This is a genomic window from Rhizobium sp. CB2179 (genome assembly GCF_057653455.1).
Window position 1 is genome coordinate 3570784 of record NZ_CM172781.1, and the last position, 17477, is coordinate 3588260.

The 17477-nt window shown below is 57.9% G+C and carries 13 protein-coding genes; 9 read left to right on the plus strand and 4 right to left on the minus strand.

Annotation, left to right across the window (positions count from 1 at the left end; genetic code table 11):
- The first annotated feature begins 72 nt into the window (after positions 1-72).
- The 4 genes from AC244Q_RS17785 (at position 73) to AC244Q_RS17800 (ending at position 5840) form a co-directional block, all read left to right on the plus strand.
- The gene (locus AC244Q_RS17785; protein WP_113548504.1) at positions 73-1839 is read left to right on the plus strand and encodes a polysaccharide biosynthesis tyrosine autokinase; all 1767 of its coding nucleotides are present in this window, start codon (positions 73-75) and stop codon (positions 1837-1839) included.
- On the plus strand, positions 1836-2858 hold the full coding sequence (locus AC244Q_RS17790; RefSeq protein WP_113548505.1) for a glycosyltransferase family 2 protein: 1023 nt from the start codon (positions 1836-1838) through the stop codon (positions 2856-2858). The genes AC244Q_RS17785 and AC244Q_RS17790 overlap by 4 nt, the downstream gene beginning before the upstream one ends.
- A gap of 6 nt (positions 2859-2864) precedes the next feature.
- Positions 2865-4250 (plus strand): polysaccharide biosynthesis/export family protein, encoded by a 1386-nt coding sequence (locus AC244Q_RS17795; RefSeq protein ID WP_017995025.1) that lies wholly within the window; start codon positions 2865-2867, stop codon positions 4248-4250.
- A 123-nt stretch (positions 4251-4373) separates the two neighbouring features.
- Positions 4374-5840: a hypothetical protein gene (locus AC244Q_RS17800; protein ID WP_113548506.1), complete on the plus strand. Its 1467-nt coding sequence runs from the start codon at positions 4374-4376 to the stop codon at positions 5838-5840.
- A gap of 185 nt (positions 5841-6025) precedes the next feature.
- On the opposite strand, the gene AC244Q_RS17805 is transcribed toward AC244Q_RS17800, so the two are convergent.
- Complete coding sequence (locus AC244Q_RS17805) at positions 6026-6325, minus strand: hypothetical protein (protein ID WP_012758769.1); 300 nt, start codon at positions 6323-6325, stop codon at positions 6026-6028.
- A 308-nt stretch (positions 6326-6633) separates the two neighbouring features.
- Here AC244Q_RS17805 and AC244Q_RS17810 point away from each other — a divergent pair, with 308 nt between their 5' ends.
- Together AC244Q_RS17810 and AC244Q_RS17815 are read left to right on the plus strand one after the other, a co-directional pair.
- Positions 6634-7545, plus strand: coding sequence for a glycosyltransferase family 8 protein (locus AC244Q_RS17810; protein ID WP_113548507.1), 912 nt, complete (start codon positions 6634-6636; stop codon positions 7543-7545).
- Between the two features lie 130 nt (positions 7546-7675).
- Complete coding sequence (locus AC244Q_RS17815; RefSeq protein WP_113548508.1) at positions 7676-8698, plus strand: glycosyltransferase family 2 protein; 1023 nt, start codon at positions 7676-7678, stop codon at positions 8696-8698.
- Between the two features lie 178 nt (positions 8699-8876).
- Here the strand turns inward: AC244Q_RS17815 and AC244Q_RS17820 are convergent, their stop codons facing one another.
- The gene (locus AC244Q_RS17820; protein ID WP_113548509.1) at positions 8877-9632 is read right to left on the minus strand and encodes a Crp/Fnr family transcriptional regulator; all 756 of its coding nucleotides are present in this window, start codon (positions 9630-9632) and stop codon (positions 8877-8879) included.
- Between the two features lie 452 nt (positions 9633-10084).
- Here AC244Q_RS17820 and AC244Q_RS17825 point away from each other — a divergent pair, with 452 nt between their 5' ends.
- Positions 10085-10741 (plus strand): sugar transferase, encoded by a 657-nt coding sequence (locus AC244Q_RS17825; RefSeq protein ID WP_113548510.1) that lies wholly within the window; start codon positions 10085-10087, stop codon positions 10739-10741.
- Positions 10742-10891: 150 nt separating this feature from the next.
- Here AC244Q_RS17825 and AC244Q_RS17830 read toward each other — a convergent pair whose 3' ends face one another.
- On the minus strand, positions 10892-11188 hold the full coding sequence (locus AC244Q_RS17830) for a hypothetical protein (RefSeq protein ID WP_012758775.1): 297 nt from the start codon (positions 11186-11188) through the stop codon (positions 10892-10894).
- A gap of 592 nt (positions 11189-11780) precedes the next feature.
- A complete protein-coding gene (locus tag AC244Q_RS17835) occupies positions 11781-13001 on the minus strand; it encodes an acyltransferase family protein (RefSeq protein WP_171815697.1) in 1221 nt (406 codons plus the stop codon).
- Positions 13002-13143: 142 nt separating this feature from the next.
- Between AC244Q_RS17835 and AC244Q_RS17840 the strand changes: the two genes are divergently transcribed.
- Entirely contained in the window at positions 13144-15462 is a 2319-nt protein-coding gene (locus tag AC244Q_RS17840) for a membrane-bound PQQ-dependent dehydrogenase, glucose/quinate/shikimate family (protein WP_113548511.1), read from the plus strand.
- 147 nt (positions 15463-15609) lie between these two features.
- Positions 15610-17397, plus strand: a complete 1788-nt coding sequence (locus AC244Q_RS17845) for an adenylate/guanylate cyclase domain-containing protein (protein ID WP_113548518.1) — start codon at positions 15610-15612, stop codon at positions 17395-17397.
- Positions 17398-17477: the final 80 nt, after the last annotated feature.

The following is a 17477-nucleotide window of genomic DNA, read 5'->3' on the forward strand; positions in this document are numbered from 1 at the left end:
ACTACTCCCCCGTCCCTCCAAGCTGCCACTACCTGGTTACTCCGTGATCTCGCCATTTTGGATTAGGACGACATGACCTCAAGCACGATCTTCAGCGGCGTTTCTCCGATATCTCTGCCTGCCGCAGCCACCGGCGGGAATTCGCCGCTCACCTTGCGGGATATGCTCTTCTTTCTCAGAATGCGCTGGCTGTGGATTGCGGTGACGACTTTCGCTTTCCTCGTATTGGCAGGAAGTTACGTGCTGACCGCCGAACCGACGTTCGTTGCCAACACGCAACTTGTGATCTTCCCCCAGGTCAGCGGCTCCGAAGCACAGCGGGCTTTCGCGGAAGACGCGTTCATCGAGGGACAGTTGGAGATCGCCAAATCCAGCGATGTCGTCGGTGGAACGGTAACGGCTCTTGGTCTCGATACCGATCCTGACTTTGTCGATCAGACGCCTTCGCTGCAGGTCAGGGCAAAGAACTGGTTGATGGGGGTTTCTTCCGAACCGGATACGGCATCGCAGGAAGCGGCGGGCACAGGACCGCGTGACACACAACCACAACAGCAGATCGAGGACGGGCGGATCCATGACCGGGCGATCGCCACGCTGCTGAACATGATGGGAGTACGCCGGATCGGGAGTTCGACGATCATCGAGATATCGGCTGCAGCATCGACCCCGCAGAAGGCCGTCGACATCGCCGACACGCTGGCCAGGCAGTATATCCAGAAGAATATCGCGATGAAGGCCAGTGCGTCCCGGCAATACAGCGAATGGCTGACCAGATTCGTCAGCGAGCAGCAGCGCGGATTGGCCGAAGCTGCCAGTGCCCTGGCCAGCTTCACCAGCAATCCGCGCGATCAGTTCAAGCTTGCCGAACTGCAGAGCGCGACTGACGCCCGCCGCACCCTCTATGAAAATACCTTGAATCAGCTGACCGAAGCCAAGCAGCGCATCACCTACCCGGTGTCGGATGCCACGATCGTCTCTCGGGCGACCCTGCCTCTTTCGAAAGCCAGACCACGCAGCACGCTCATCATCGCCTTTGCGGCGGCGGTTGGTCTTGGCGTCGGCTTCGCACTCGCCATGATAAGGCACGCCGGCGATCGCCGGATCGTCCGGCCCAATCAGATCGCGGATGCCGGTGGGCTGCCCTTTGTCACTTTGCTGGCGACATCGAGGACCCGCAATGATTATTCTGCGCGTTTCCTCGCCGCCGGTACCAGCAGCAGCGGCACGGTAGCCGCTTATCCTGTTATTCCGGGCATGGCGGAGCTGAGCGCCACGGTCGTTGGTCTTCGGCGCAAACGCCGAGTCGTTATTGGAATCGTCGCCGTCAATCCCGGCGGCGGGGCATCGACCATCGCATGCGAACTTGCGGTGCTCTCTTCGATATCAGGAGCGCAGACGCTGCTGATCGATGCGGCCGCACAGAAATCGTCGCTCAGCAAGTCGATCGCACCCCATAGTTCCACAGGCCTCATCGACGTTCTCGACAACGGCGAACTGATCCAGACGGCGGCATTGCCCCTCACCCCGACGCTGAAATTCCTACCCCTCGGCAAAGTCGAAGCGGTGACGCCCGCCATTCGCCTCAGTTCCCGCCGCACGCAGTTGAGTTTCGCCGAGCTGAAAAAGGAGTTCGACGCCATATTCGTCGACATTTCCGCATTCTCCGCTTCGCCGGATGCCAATGCCATCGCGCCGGAACTGGACGGTGTCCTCGTGGTCACCTCGCACGGGCACACCTCGATCGACGATACCATGCACGTCATTGAGACCCTGCGGAATGTCGGCGCGGAGATCCTCGGCGCGGTCATCAACCATGCACCGAAAAGAATAGAGTCATGACTTCACCTTCGGCAGCAGCAACCAGGCAGGACAGCCCGATCGGACCGGCGCCTGTTCCTTGCGGCGCTAAAGCCGTGGCGGGCCACGCGCGCCGCCCATTGCGAATGGCGGTGGGAATTGCTTCGGCAGGCCGCCCCTCGATACTCAAGGAGACCGTCGATTATCTCACCGCCCTGCCGGACCAGGCCGAGCGGCTGATCGTCTGCGTGCCCGTGATCGACGACGCCGCCGGGCTCGCCGACCGCCTTGATGTGGAAGTCATCGTCGGCAGCCGTGGCCTGACCTCTCAGCGCAACAGGATCATCCAGGCCGCCGCCGCCGATACGGATGTTCTGATCTTCCTGGATGACGACTTCATTCCCGCCGCGACCTTCCTGTCACGTATGGCAGCTGTCTTTGCGGCAAACCCTGACGTGGCGATCGCCACCGGGGAAGTTCTGGCCGATGGCATCCTCGACGGCGGCCTCAGCATGTCAAACGCCCTGCAGGTTCTTGAAACTGCGGCCGAAGGGGCCGGGCATGTGACGGAAGTCTATAACGCCTACGGATGCAACATGGCGGTTCGCCTTTCGCCCATTCTCGAGCACGCGCTGGCCTTCGATGAACAGCTGCCGCTCTACGGCTGGCTCGAGGATGTCGATTTCAGCCGGTCCATCGCCCGCTACGGCAGGTCCGTACGTGTCGAAGGCGCCCGCGGAGTGCATCTCGGCGTCAGATGCGGGCGCCAGCCCGGCCGAAGACTTGGCTATTCGCAGGTTGCCAATCCTGTCTACCTGATCCGGAAGGGCACAATGTCGAAGGGCCGTGCCATCGCACAGATCGGCCGTAACATCCTGGCGAATACGCGGGGCCTATTGTTCAATGATCGCTTGATCGACCGTTGGGGACGTTTGAACGGCAATTTGCTGGCGCTGTCCGATCTACTTATCGGGCGCGCCTCTCCGTCCCGCATTCTCGAATTCGGTAGTCCCTCGCCGCGCGAGATGCCTTCACCGTCGATAGCAACGAAACGGAGATAGCTGACAATGCAGCGCACATCCTGGTCCGACCGCTTTATCTCCGCCGCCCTTGCCTTGCTGGTATTTTCCTGCGTGACCGGCTGGAGCGTCGCCCATGCCGAAAACTATACCCTCGTGCCGGAAGATCAGGTGAGACTGCGGGTCGTCGAGTGGCGATCTTCGGATTCCCGGTATGCCAGCTGGGAAGCACTTGGCGGGACATATACAGTCGATGATGCCGGCAATCTGGCGATTCCGATCGCTGGCCAGGTGCAGGCGATCGGGAAGACGACGGAACAGGTTTCCGATGCGATCGCCACCGCGCTCGCCGAAAAGGCCGAACTGCCGGGAAAGCCGTTCATCGCCGTGGAAATTGCCCAGCATGCGCCGATCTTCGTGACCGGGACCGTGCAGACCCCCGGGCGCTATGCTTTTGAGGCCGATATGACGGTCATGAAGGCCGTCAGCATCGCCGGCGGCTTCCTTCGCGACCGCGAGGAGAATACCATCTTCGAGCGCGACCGGATCCAGGCTGCCGGCGCCTATCGAACGGCCATTCTCAACCGGCGCGATCTTCTGATGCGCCAAGCGCGATTGCGCGCCGAGATCGCCGGCGAACAAAATTTCGATATCCCTGCCGAACTCGCCGGAACACCCGATGTAGGCAAGCTGAAGGCGCAGGAATTGAACCTGATGCGGCTTCGACGTGTCGATATTGAAAGCCAGATCGATGCAGCGAGCGACCTCACCCGTCTCTACGGCCAGCAGGTCCAGTCGCTGGAGGCCAAGATCAATTCGCAAAAGCGGCAGATCGAACTCGCGCAAAAGGAACTGGATAATGTCAACAGCCTGGTGAGCAAAGGCCTGGTCAGTAATTCCCGTCAGGTCTCGGTCGACCGCGGCGTTGCGGATGCACAAGGCACCCTGATCGATCTCGAGGTCGCCTTGACCACGGCTCGCCAGGGACTCAGCGAAGCCGATCGCTCGAAGATCAATATCGTCAACCGGCAGAACAGCGACAACCAGGAGCTGCTCAACCAGGTCAATCTCGCGATCGGCAGGGCGGCAATCGACATTCAGGTGGCTCAGCTTCTCGGCGAACAGGCTGGCTACAGCGCTCAACTCGCACAGATGAACATGGACACGCCGGGTCTTGGCAGAGCGCAGAAGAACTACAGGATCGTGCGTCGCAACGACGATGGCACTTATCGCAATATCGAGGCGGACGAGACAACCAGCTTGCGGCCGCATGATGTCGTCGAAATCGGCATTAATACGGACCTTCAGACGCCGTCGCCTCCGCTGCAGTTGCAGTCCGCGCCGCAGCAGCAAAGCTCGACCGTCCCGCTGTCTGATGTAGCAGGCGATAATCAGGCGGCTCCCGGCTGGATATCCCAGACGGGATCGAATTAGGGGGCGGTTGTGACCATCGACGACAGCTGGCGACTACCGCCTCAAGCAGCGCCCCGAAAGGCGGATGCCGGTTTTCGGCAAACCCGATGCCTCCGCCGCTCCGTCCGGATCGGGATCTGAAGCATGTCGATAGAACCGATCGGTTTCATCGTTCTGCTGCTTGGCCTGCTCAGCATGGTCAACGGCGCGCGTTTTGCGATCACGACCCTTTGCCTGTCGACGCTCTTCGGAGCGGCAGCGGCTCTGCAATTGCCCGCGCTCGGCGGCAGCAGCATCCAGCCAAGCCATCTTCTCGTGCTTTTTCTCGTCGTGGCCGCCCTGTTGCGCCCGGCTCAAACACAGGCGACGCTCGCCAGCATGGCCTATCCGGGTCCCGGCTTCTGGTTTGCCGCCTATATCCTGTTTTCCGTGGCATCATCTTTCTTTTTGCCGCGCATCTTTGCAGGCGCGACCCTCGTCTACTCCTCTGCAAGAGACGCCACGGGCATGATGTCGACGGTGGCCGCTCCCCTGTCGCCGGGTTCGTCCAATCTCAGCCAGTCCGTCTATCTGCTCGGCGACCTCGCCTGCTTTGCCGTCGTCTCGGGGCTTGCAAGGCTCGGCTATGCCCGTTTCATCGCACTGCAGTTAATCGTCGCCTCGATCGCATGTTTTACCCTGGCGTTGATTGATATCGGAACATTCCTGACCGACCAGTCCTACCTGCTCGATGTCATCAGGAATGCGAATTATACGATGCATACGGCCGAGACGATCAGTGGCTTCAAACGCATCGTCGGTCCGTTCCCTGAAGCAAGCACTTATGGCGCGGTCGCATTGGCCTATTTTTCCTTCACGCTCATGCTTTGGCTGGAGCGCGTCCAAAGCCGTATGGCCGGGCTTGCGACGCTTTTCATTGGTCCGACGATCATCCTCTGCACATCGACAACCGCCTATATCGCCGGCATTTCCGTGGTCTGCATGTTCGTTCTGTTTTGCCTGAAACGACTGATCAGCGGCCCAGCCAAGACCCCGCATGTGACTTTCCTGGTGATCACGCTGTTCTTGATTCCCTGCGGGATCGCCGCGCTAAGCCTTGTCCCCGATGCCTGGGATTCCATAGCCGGCCTGGTCAACACCACCTTGTCGGACAAGCTTCAATCGCAATCCGGCGAAGAGCGCACTGCCTGGAACACGCTGGCATTGATCGCATTCGTCGATACCGCCACCTTCGGCGCCGGGCTCGGCACGGTTCGAGCCTCGAGCTTCATCGCTGCATTGCTCTCCAATGTCGGATTGACCGGCACTCTTCTCTTCGCCGCCTTCCTGTATAGCCTTGCGAGAGCCTCCGGCCGGCACATGTCAGGCAACCGGGAGACGCACACGATCGGAAACGCCGCTGTTATGGCATCCATCGCGCAGGTCGCCTCGGCGGCGATATCGGGGAGCGGCACGGATCTCGGCTTGCTGTTCAGCACCACGGCAGGTCTGGCGGCCGGCTGCCTGGCAACCAATACATCCCCCCGGCGCGCGACCCGATCGCTCGCAAATCGAACCCCGCTGGAGACATCGACATCTCTGATGAGAGCGCCGATGTTTTCAACACGATGACGCCCGCTTTGGAACTCCGCCACGGCGCGGGATGGCAATCTCGTCGAGCCATCGACGTGCCCGCATTGGGCCGAAGCCGGCCGGCCGCACCGCATCTTTCAAGGATCGCCTGTAAAAGCAGTCCATCGAACAAGCGCCGTCGGAGGTCAGTCGCAGAAGGCTATGCTGTAGATTTTATGCCGACATCAGCCTTGCGGGCGCTCGCTGGTGGTCGCGACGCTATCTGCAACGGAATTGTTTTCGCGCAGCTTGGCACTGCGCCGCAGAAGCCCCGACAGGAACACACCTGCCAGATAGCCGATTTCCATGATTACGAGGATAGCGATACCGGAGAGCATGGCCGCGATCACGGACGACCCGCCGGCAAAAGCCACGCCGCCGAAGCCGATTGCCACCAGGATTGCAAAAATCGCGAAAGCCCAGGCGCGGATGGACGCCCCGGCAGCGATCGAAATCACGGCTGCCCCGAGTGTGGTGATCAACATCACAATCCCTCTTCCCTCCGCATTCCGACAAGGGTTCCGGCACCACTCGCCGTACCGCGAAACAACATGTCGAAACATAGCCTTATGACAGGCAAGGCACTCTTCATGGTGAATATCTCAACAATGAAACATACAAAAGCCGCCAACAGCCAGACACCGATTCAGCACCAGCGCACTGGATACTGGCCTATATATACCGAACAGGGCCTTCATATGACAGACCCGTCGGCTCAATTCGCAACTGGTCCCTCGCCTCGCAAAGACAATACCGATTCACTTGTATTGCGCACAATCGGAAAGGTGATGACATGAACAACCAGTGCGTCGTCTACGTCACGGATGTCGAGTATTCATTTCCAACCATTCTCTCGGCTCTTCAGGCTCGCAAATTCGCAAGCCCTGCGACCGACGTCTGCGTTCTGATGTCGGAACATCTCGACAATTTCGAAGAGCTGAAAGCCCTGCTCGCAAGGAGTGGGGTCATATTGACCGATGCGACCGAAGCGCTGCAGGACTCGCTCGGCAAGCTCGACAGTTCGCATTTCCAGGGACGCATCAGCGTCAGCACGATGGCCAAGCTGGTCCTTTGCGAGATACTGCCTTCCAACTATACCCAGATCATCTACCTGGATGGGGATACCCAGATCGTCAGCGATCTCGGTGCGTTCGAAAGCGCCACTGTGCCCGAGGGCAGGTTTTTCGCGGCGCGCGATTACACGGCGATCCATGACTTCCTCGACACCGGAAAGGACAGCCACTATTTCAACGCAGGCGTCCTGAAATTTCATCGAAACGGCTGGATCGGGCAGGAGGCTCTCGAGCTTTTCGCTAGAAATCCCGAGGCGTGCGAGGGCAAACATGATCAGGGTGCATTGAATTATGTCTGCGGTTCATCGCTCATCCTGGTATCCAACCGCTGGAACTTTCCCAAACAGTTCCTTCATCTGGTGAACATGTCCTCCTTGTCGATCGTCCATTATATGGCGCATCCGAAGCCATGGCATGGAACTTTCTTTCCGTGGACCGATAAGGAAAGCCAAGTATACGTAGACCTGCGCAAAGCACATCCGATTTACAACTCACTGTATCGCGGAATAACCTTCGATCGGAAGATGCTGTATAAATACCGGTCGATACGGGCGCGCATCGAGCATGCAATTGAGAAAGACGAATCCAATCCTAGGGTCCAGAGCCTGCTGGTTGGCGACTATGCCGTATGATGATGTATTGTTGGTCCGACTTGAATGTTCGCGCTCAGCTTAGCGTCGCCGGTCGAGGCGTGGATTTGCAGACGGAAGCGCAAAGTATTCATCCATTCATTCCAGGAATGGATAATCTTCAGGACAGAATATGAGTTATAGGGCTTCCGCCGCCAGTATCTCGCATTACGTGAAAGCCCGTCTGCGCCGGTCGCTCAAGGCTCGGCAGGTTCGCTATGACCTGCTGCGCAGCGGGCTCAAGCAGGCGCGCCACGTCGTCATCTGCGTCATCCGTGACGAGGGACACCGGTTGGCCTTCTTCCTTCAGTATTATCGCGATCTCGGCTTCGAGCACTTCATCTGTATCGACAACGGCTCGACCGACGGCACGGTCGAGTTGCTGTCCAGCTTCGACGATGTCTCCCTTCTCTCGGCTCATGGTTCCTACAAAGCGGCGAGGTTCGGAAACGACTGGATCAACGAGGTCATCAACCGCCACTGCCGGGAGAAGTGGGTCCTGTATGTCGATGCAGACGAGTTCCTGGTCTATCCGCATTGCGATACAAGGCCGATCGATCAATTGACTTCCTACATCGATTCCATGGGCGGCCATTCCCTCCGCTCGGTCATGATCGACATGTACAGCCCGCATCCCGTTCTCGAAAACATATGCGAACCCGGTCGCAACCCGCTCGAGGTCTGCAATCTCTTCGACCGCTCCGGCTATGTGGCGCATTTCGACAAACACAACCGGACGATATGGATCAAGGGCGGCGTTCGCGGGCGCGTCTATTTCCACGACCGCCTCTGGGACGGCCCCGCGCTCAACAAGATACCACTCGTCTATGTGGCGGGTGAACGTCTGTTTCTCAAGTCATCGCACCAGGTCTGGCCGCTCTCCCTGAATTTGGGCGACATGCGCGGAGCGCTCGGCGTATCCGGCGCCCTTCTGCATTTCAAGTTCCTGTCAACCTTCGTGCACAAGGTCGCCGATGCGGCACACCGGTCCCAACATACGGAAGAATATACCGTATACTCCTCAGGCAAGGACATGTATGACTTCGTCTACGACGATACTGGCACCTACAGAAGCTGGAAGGACCTGTCCGATCGCGGGCTCATACAGGGTGAAGGCTGGAAATACTGGAGGAATGCTTCCGAGAGCGACGTCTAAGTATGCCGCGCCAAAATGCGCAGCGATTTTGGGACGACGTGCATGAAGACAAGCGCCAACCTGATCTTTCAGCCTGCTCCGCCTGTCTATCAACTCGCACTGTCATCAAACACAAAACCCGCCGGCGGCGGGTTCTGTCGAGGCTTTCTGCCATTCCGTTTTTTGTCGCGGCGACGCCTCAGGCGAGACCCGCCCCCTCGGCATAAGCCTCCAGCGCCTTCCGATTGAGAATACGGATTTTGCCCTGTGTCCCGTCGACCACTTTGCTCTCGCGCAAGCGCCGCAGGCATTGGTTGACCTTTTCACGCGACGCCGGCAGTGTCGCGGCCAGCTCATGCTGGGAGATGATCAGCTCGTCGCCGCTATTTTGCGCATCCATTCTGTAGAGGGCAGAAAGACGCAGCAGCGTTCGGGCAAGTCTCTGCCTTAGACTCGATCCGGCATTGGAAATGATCCGCAGTTCGAGTTCGGAAACACGTGCCAGCGCCTTCGACAGGATCTTCACCTGAAATTGCGGATCGTTCGCACACAGGTCCCGCAGCAACCGACCGTCGAAGTAATGCAGTTCGCAATCCGACGAGGCCCGATATTCCAGGCTGAGAGACTGCTTGCGGAGCACCTCCAATTCGCCGATCAAGCCGCCTTTCGGAACGATTTCCACGATGAACTCTCGTCCATCGGCAAGCGGGGTGCTTGCGCTCACCATTCCGCGCTGTACGCGGGCGAACATGTCAAGGACAACGCCGGCGCCGGCAATAATCTCACCGCGGCGAAACTTTCGAACACCCGAGCGGTAAAACGGGAACTCGTGATCCAAATCCGCCCGGCCGTCGTAAACAATACCTGCAGGCCAAGGCCCGCAAGTAACCGCTTCGCTTGTTCGCGCTGCGTTTCCTCTAGCTCTGTTATCTCTGGTGCTGATCGCCCCGTCCATACGCACAACTCCACGCAGACTAAATAACATATTATCTGGAGCGACATTCGTAATAGGTTAGCTTAGAAAGTCAAACAATAATAAAATAAAAACTTCGTGTTAAAACTATACATTATTATGAATAATCCTCATATTTATATATCATAAAATTCATATTGAATTCTATCGCAGACAATTCTTTGAGGCTGCATGACAATTTTTATACAATTTGTGACAATCGCCTATCCGCAGGACACATCCACTAAGTACAACAACAACACAGAATTTTAAAATAAAACTAAATAACATTTCCAAATATAGCCAAAAGCAAAGGTAATATTTTTAATATACATAATAATTTCTTTAGAGTATAAAGAATTTATTCATGATTATGACCTTGGTCACAGACTTCAACCTTGCATTAAAACAAAGCTTTGGCTGTGATTTCTGGAATTCGTCTAACGGAGACGCGGGTGGCGGGAAAAAATCAGGGCATCAACCCAACCGGACCTTGGCGGGATTTCGCCAGGGCTCGACAGGAAAGGCGTCCATTCAATTCGTCACAACCCCGTCTAATCAGCAGAATTCTGAAGCGCGCATTGGACATTATCATTGCGGCAAGTTTCTTATTCTTTCTGTCGCCGCTCCTTCTGTCGGCGGCAGTCATCCTCGCGCTAAGTGATTGGGGCCCTGTTTTCAATTCTCATCGCAAGATCGGTTATAAGGGAAAAGAGTTTGGTTGCCTCAAGTTTCGGACGACAGGATCCGACGCAACGACCGACACGCACGTCACGGTCGTCGGCGATATTTTGAGGCGGTCGAGCCTCGACAAGCTTCCGCAATTGGTCAACGTGTTGCTGGGTCAAATGAGCCTCGTCGGGCCTCGCGCCATTACCAAGGAAGAGCTGCAGCGTTACGGTGAACATGCCTATGCCTACATGGCCGTTCGTCCCGGCCTGACTGGCCATTGGCAAACCAGCGGGCACAACGACGTCAACTATCGGAACGGAATTTCCCTCGACGTTGAATACTTGTCCAAATGGACGCTCGCGCTGGATTTCGTGATCATGGCAAAAACGCTGTCGGCGCTGCTTTCCCGGCACGCCTTGCTGCCCAAAGTCGATTCCTAAAGCATGTCGCATAAAACTATGTTGCGGTTTTGCGATAAAGACATACGCAAAACCAGAGACCAAGGCGTGGCAAGCGAATCTAAAAGATCGCGGTGCGCTTTACACCTGACATATAGCGCAACCGAGAATTCTGCCGCCTCGGTCATGTCATTACCCATGAGGACGCTTGCCTGTGAGATGGGAGCGCTCAGTAATGGCGTTCCTTTTCCGGCGCTTCTGAATATGCCACAAGGAGAAAGCGAATAGACCCGCCAGATAGCATATCTCCATCAATACAAGCACTTCGACGCAAGAAACGACCGCCTCCGCCAAGGAGGAACCTTTCAGCAGGATCACGCCGCCCAAGGACGTGACCACCAGAAATGCAAAGATTGCAAAGGCCGAGGCGCGAATGGTTGCTCCGGCGGCGATAGAGACGGCAACCACGACGAGCGTGCTCTTCAGCATTATTCTGATCCTCTCTTCACACCTCCTTCAAGTCACCGTCAGCCCTCGATGACATGACAAAACCCAAAGTCGAAACGAAGTCCGATCAAAGTATTTTATCTATTGCGGTTAAAATATTGCTAACTTCAGTCCAGCAAATCGACGGAACAGCGCCGGAGAATATTCGACTATTCATCCAGTGGGGCCGTTCTCCCGATTAAATCCAAGAAATCCTTGGATATTGCCCTCAGAAAGATTTAGCTCTCGGGGGTTTATACGGGAGCCAGCAACGCAGATCCCGGCGTTCTCTCGCCGAACTGAACGTTCATTTGTCGATTCTGAAAAGATGAATTTGGCCATAGGCTTACGCTCGAGCGCATATGCGCTGGCAACGATCGGGCTTACGCTCGTCCGGCAAGCGTGACATCGACGGCATCAGGGTTGCGCAGCAGCCTATGGAAAACTCGGCCGCTACGATCGACCGGATATTTATCTGAGGTGATCGGCACGCAACAACAAAAAGAGGCCCGCCGCTATAGCGAGCCCTGCTGATGTCCTTGCCGGTTAAGCACCTGCGATGGAATTGCCGGCATCGAGGCCGGTATCGACAAACCTATTTCGAGACCGCGCCGGCCAGTTGCCGTTTTACGCCGCGTTGGAGACTGAGGTTTTCCAGCCAGGTAACTTGTTTCCTCAATTTCAACGCCGGCTTTTCGATAAATCTCCACGAGAAGGCGGCAAAGCAAGCGGCAACAATGCTGCAGACGATGCCGTTCAACCACCAGTTATGCGCCCAGGGGCCGAGCGCCACGAACGCCTGTTGGATCGGATAGCCATAGAGGAAGACGCCGTAGGAGTAGTCGGCCCCACGCAGGACGCCAAGCTTGCGGGGCGAGGTAAGACCAAGGAAGACCGTGACATACCCCATGGCCGGAATGGCAATGAAGTCCCCAAAGGAGGTGAACCAGTAGGCCCACAATATCATTGCCACAGAGGCGAGGAAAATTCGGATATCCCAAAGAACCTTGTCCTTGTAGAGATAGAAGGTCACCCCCACAAGAAAAGCACAAATGAGCAGATTGCCAGACGCGGTCGTCGGCATAGTAGCCCAATCGCTTTCATGTTTCCAATATCTTGCAATACCGAAGGCTATGATCAAAGCCGGCGTGGCGATAAGGGCAATCACCCGCCGCCTGACCACACCGAGCAGGAAGAGAACGGCGATCACGGCATAGCACTCAAGCTCGAAGGGCACCGTCCAGAGCTGGCCGTTCACCATTGCGGCGTCAGGATTATCCAGGAATACCCCGGGGAGATTGAAGTGAATGTGCCCTGTGACATTCATCAGATATGTAAAGAACTGAGGATCGGTGAAATAGTCACGCAGGTCATACTCAGTGTAGATCGCTCCGAGTATAAAGGCAGCCAACAATACCTCTACCGCGAGAGCGGGGTAGATCCGGATAAATCGATTACCGAGAAAGGAGATCAATGTCTTCGATCGTTCAAGACTGCCGGCCACCAGGAAACCGCTCAGGACAAAGAACATGGGCAGCACTGATTTGATAAAAGGACGGAATGGCGACTCCCAAAGAAACAGGTCATCGCCATAAGTGACGCGGGCCGTGTGTATCCAAAGCACTGAAAAGGCTAACAGTAATCGCATATAGTCGAATCCTGTCGGTCGCCCGTTCGCTAGATCAAGCTTTTCGCCGAGAACCATCTGTGCCCCTTTCAGAAGTATTGACTCGATTTGGAATGGCAAGCCGTTGCCGCAGAGCGGCGGCGGCATCATTGCCGGGTCGGGGCCGCGTGTCAGTGACCACAGGTACATCAGGTAAAAATTGAACGAGAGAGCAGCCCTCTCCCGAAGACGCGTCTCTGACCATCAACCCATGGCCCTGTGCTTCCCGAGGGCCATGCGACGGTCGGAGTTGGAATCCAGGTGATCGGGCGGCGGATTGGATGAGGAGACTATGAAATTTCTGGCCACCCTGTTCTGTATTGTTCTAGCCCTTATCGGATTGGCGCTGATCGGCGGCGGCGCCTGGCTGCTGCGCCTCGGCGGCTCGCCCTATTACGCCATCATCGGGCTTGCCTATCTGGTTGCCGCGCTTCTGCTGTGGCGCCGGAAGACGGCAGGCGGGCTCATCGTCCTGCTGGTCGCCGTTTTCACCCTTCCCTGGGCGCTATGGGAGTCGGGTCTCAATTTCTGGGCGCTGTTTGCCCGCTTGATGTCCCCCATCGCGCTGGCGGGCTTTGCCCTTCTCTTTGCACCATCGCTTTCCCCGGCCGCCAACCGGAAGCTCTTTTATGGCGGCGCCTTGGTGACCGCTCTCATCTTTGTCGCGGGTTTCGGTCTCAGCTTCGTGCCGCATGGGATCATCCGCCCCTCCGCCGACATCACCGCCTATAAAACCGCCAAGGGCGACAACTCTCCCTCCGACTGGCCATCCTATGGCCGCACCACGGCAGGAGATCGTTATTCCCCATTCGATCAGATCAACCGCGGCAATGTTTCCAAGCTCGATCTCGCCTGGACATATCGCACCGGAAAAGGCGATGGCGCCGATCAGAACACGCCTCTGCAGATCGGCGATACGGTCTACACTTGCACGCCGACAGATGTGATCGCAGCGCTCGATGCAGATACCGGCAAACCCCGCTGGACTTTCGATCCCAAGGCGACGGCGCCTTATTGGCAACGCTGCCGCGGCCTCGGTTACTACGAGATGCCGACGGAAGCCCAGGCCGCCGATGGTCTTTGCAATGAGCGCCTGGTGCAGACGACGATCGATGCCCGTCTCCTGGAGATCGACAGCAGGACCGGCACGCCCTGCAAGGACTTCGGAGTCAATGGCACCGTGCAGCTTTCCCAGGGCATGGGCGAAGTCAAGACGGGCTATTATTTCCAGACATCGGCGCCGCTGATTGCCCGCAACCTGATCGTCGTCGGAGGCTGGGTCACGGACAATCAGGAGGTCGGCGAACCCTCTGGCGTCATTCGTGCGTTCAACGTCGTCACCGGCGAGCTTGAATGGGCATGGGATCTCGGCAACCCGGAGATCACCAAACTCCCGCCGAAGGGCCAGACTTACACGCGGGCCACGCCCAACATGTGGACGACGGCCGCATTCGACGACAAGCTTGGCCTTATCTATGCACCGCTCGGCAATACCACGCCGGATTATTACGGCGTCAATCGCCCTGCCTTCGCCGATCAATACAACGCGACATTGGTGGCACTCGATGTGACGACGGGTCGGGAAAAATGGAAATTCCAGACCGTGCATCACGACATCTGGGACTATGATCTGCCCGCTCAACCGGTCCTGATCGACCTGCCTGACGGCAATGGCGCCACCATGCCTGCTCTGCTGCAGACCACCAAGCGCGGGCAGCTTTTTCTCCTCGACCGCCGAACCGGCACGCCGCTTGCCGACGTTCAGGAGAAGCCGGTGCCGCAGCAAGGCGGCGTGCCGGAAGAGAAACTCTCCCCAACGCAGCCCTACTCCGTCGGCATGCCGACAATCGGTGCGGAGCGCGTGACGGAGCAGACGGCCTGGGGCCTGACGATGTTCGATCAGCTGGCATGTCGCATCGCCTTCCGCAAGATGCGCTATGACGGCGACTTCACCCCGATCGGCACGCAATATGCGATCCAGCAGCCGGGAAATCTGGGTGGCCTCAATTGGGGAAGCGTATCGGTCGATCTGCCCAACAACAGGGTCTTCATGAACGATATCCGCGTCCCCAGTCTCTTCGCACTCATCCCACGCGAGGAGTATGTCGACTTTGCCCTCACCACGACCGCGCACGGCCCCTCCGCCCCCCAGCGCGGTACGCCTTACGCCATGGCCACCGAGATGTGGACATCGAGGCTCCGCGTTCCCTGCACGCAACCGCCCTTCGGCACCGTCACTGCAGTGGATCTGAAGACGCGCAAGATCGCGTGGCAGGTTCCTGCCGGTACAGCCGAAGAACTCGGGCCGTTCAAGATCAAAACCAAACTGCCTATGCCGATGGGCCTGCCGAGCTACGCCGGCACGTCTGCGACCGCCGGCGGCGTCGTCTTCTTCGCTGGCTTCCAGGACTATTATATCCGTGCCTATGATGCCGAGAACGGTGCCGAGCTCTGGAGATACCCCCTGCCGGTCGGCTCGAGCGCAACGCCCATGACCTACGTCTCACCGAAAACAGGCAAGCAATATGTCCTGATATCGGTTGGCGGCGCACCCTATTCGAAAGACGTCGGCGACTACGTCCTTGCCTTCTCTCTAAAAGACGGAGCTTAGCCACAGATATCGCATAAGGTTCACCGACTATCTTCAAGTCTAAGCAACCGGCCACCGGACCGCTTCTTAGCGAAGGCAATCGGATTTGGCGGCGTTGCCGGTCACACTGTGTTACTTTGATCCGACGAGGAATTGGGACTTACGAACGTGACGCGAAAACTGGCGGCGATCCTGGTCGCAGATGTGGTCGGCTACAGCCGCCTCGCCGGTGCGGACGAGGATCGCATCCTGGCGCGGTTGAGAACGCTGCGCAGCGACCTGGTCGATCCAACAATTGCCGTGCACAATGGCCGGGTCGTCAAGCGAACGGGAGACGGAAGCCTCATCGAGTTTCGCAGCGTCGTCGACGCCGTGCGTTGCGCGATCGAAGTGCAGACCGCCATGGTCGAGCGCAATATCGGCGTGCCGTCAGAGCATCGCATCGAGTTCCGGGTCGGGATCCATCTGGGAGATGTGGTCGAGGAAAACGACGGCGACTTGATGGGCGACGGCGTCAACATCGCCGCGCGGTTGGAAGGAATTGCCAAGCCCGGCGCCATCTGTCTTTCCGAAGATGCCTACCGCCAGGTGAAAGCGCGGCTTGATCTTGCCGTCACCGATCTCGGTAAAATTGAGCTCAAGAATATCGCTGAACCGATGCAGGTCTATTCACTTCAGATCGGAACTCCGGAGCCGAACTCGGCACGACAGGTGCGGCCCGCAATCGAAATGCCGTCGGCTCCGGCCGTTCCCGACAAGCCGTCCATCGCCGTACTGGCGTTCAACAACATGAGCGGCGATGCCGAACAAGAGTATTTTTCCGACGGTATCAGCGAGGACATCATCACCGATCTCTCCAAGCTGTCCGAACTGCACGTCATCGCCCGCAACTCATCCTTCGTCTACAAGAATGTAACGGCCTCCGTGCCTGCCATGGCCAAGGCGCTCGGCGTCCGCTATGTCCTCGAAGGCAGCGTCCGCAAGGCCGGCAACCGCGTGCGTGTCACCGCCCAATTGATCGACGCCAGCAATGGCGGACATATCTGGGCCAGCCGGTTCGATCGCGACCTCACCGACATTTTCGCGGTTCAGGATGAGCTCACGCAGGAGATCGTGGCCGCGCTCAGGCTGAACCTCACGCATTGTGACCAAGACCGATTAGCCCAAGGGCGCGCACTCAATGTCGACGCTTACGAGTTGTTGTTACGTGGCCGCGAGCAGGCGTCGTCCCACACCCGAACCGGAAACAGAGCCGCCCGCAGCCTGGCGGCCGACGCCATTGCCGTCGATCCGCAATATGCGGCCGCCCAGGCCCTCATTTCCTTCACCCACGTGCTAGACTACGTCAACGCCTGGAGCACCGATCCGGAAGGCTCGCTGCGGATCGGGATGGATCTCGCGCAGAAGGCCGTGGAGATGGCCGAGGAACAGCCCAACGGCCGCTTCGCACTGGGCATGGCTTGCATGTGGAACCGGGAACTGGACCGGGCGCAGGCGGAGGTGCAGCAGGGCCTCGCGCTACAGCCCAACTCCGCCGAGCTCCTGTTGCTGATGGCCCATATCCAGATATTCTCCGGCGATCCCGCCGGCGCCCTGGAAACACTCGATGCATCGATGCGGCTCGATCCGCACCATCCGGAAATTCTCTTCCAATTTCGCGCCGATGCGCACTTTTCTCTCGGCGAGTATGAACAAGCGATTGCAGCCATCGAGCAGCGGCTCCAACAAAACTCTCAGTCGGAGACCGCCTACGCCCTGCTTGCCTCATGCTATGGGCACCTCGACCGGCCGGAGGAGAGCCGGCAGGCCTGGGAAAAGGCACTCAGGATCAATCCTGATTTTTCTGTCGAGCGCCGCCGGCGGGTCCTTCCATTTCGAAACCCCGAGGACTTTGACCGCCGCGTGGAAGGACTTCGTAAGGCAGGACTTACCGGTTCAGATCTTGGTCTATGTTGAGGGGAACTGCTGTCGAGCCGATACGGCGAACAGCACATGTTATGGCGGACGCGCGACAAGCCTCAGGTCACGCCCTCTCC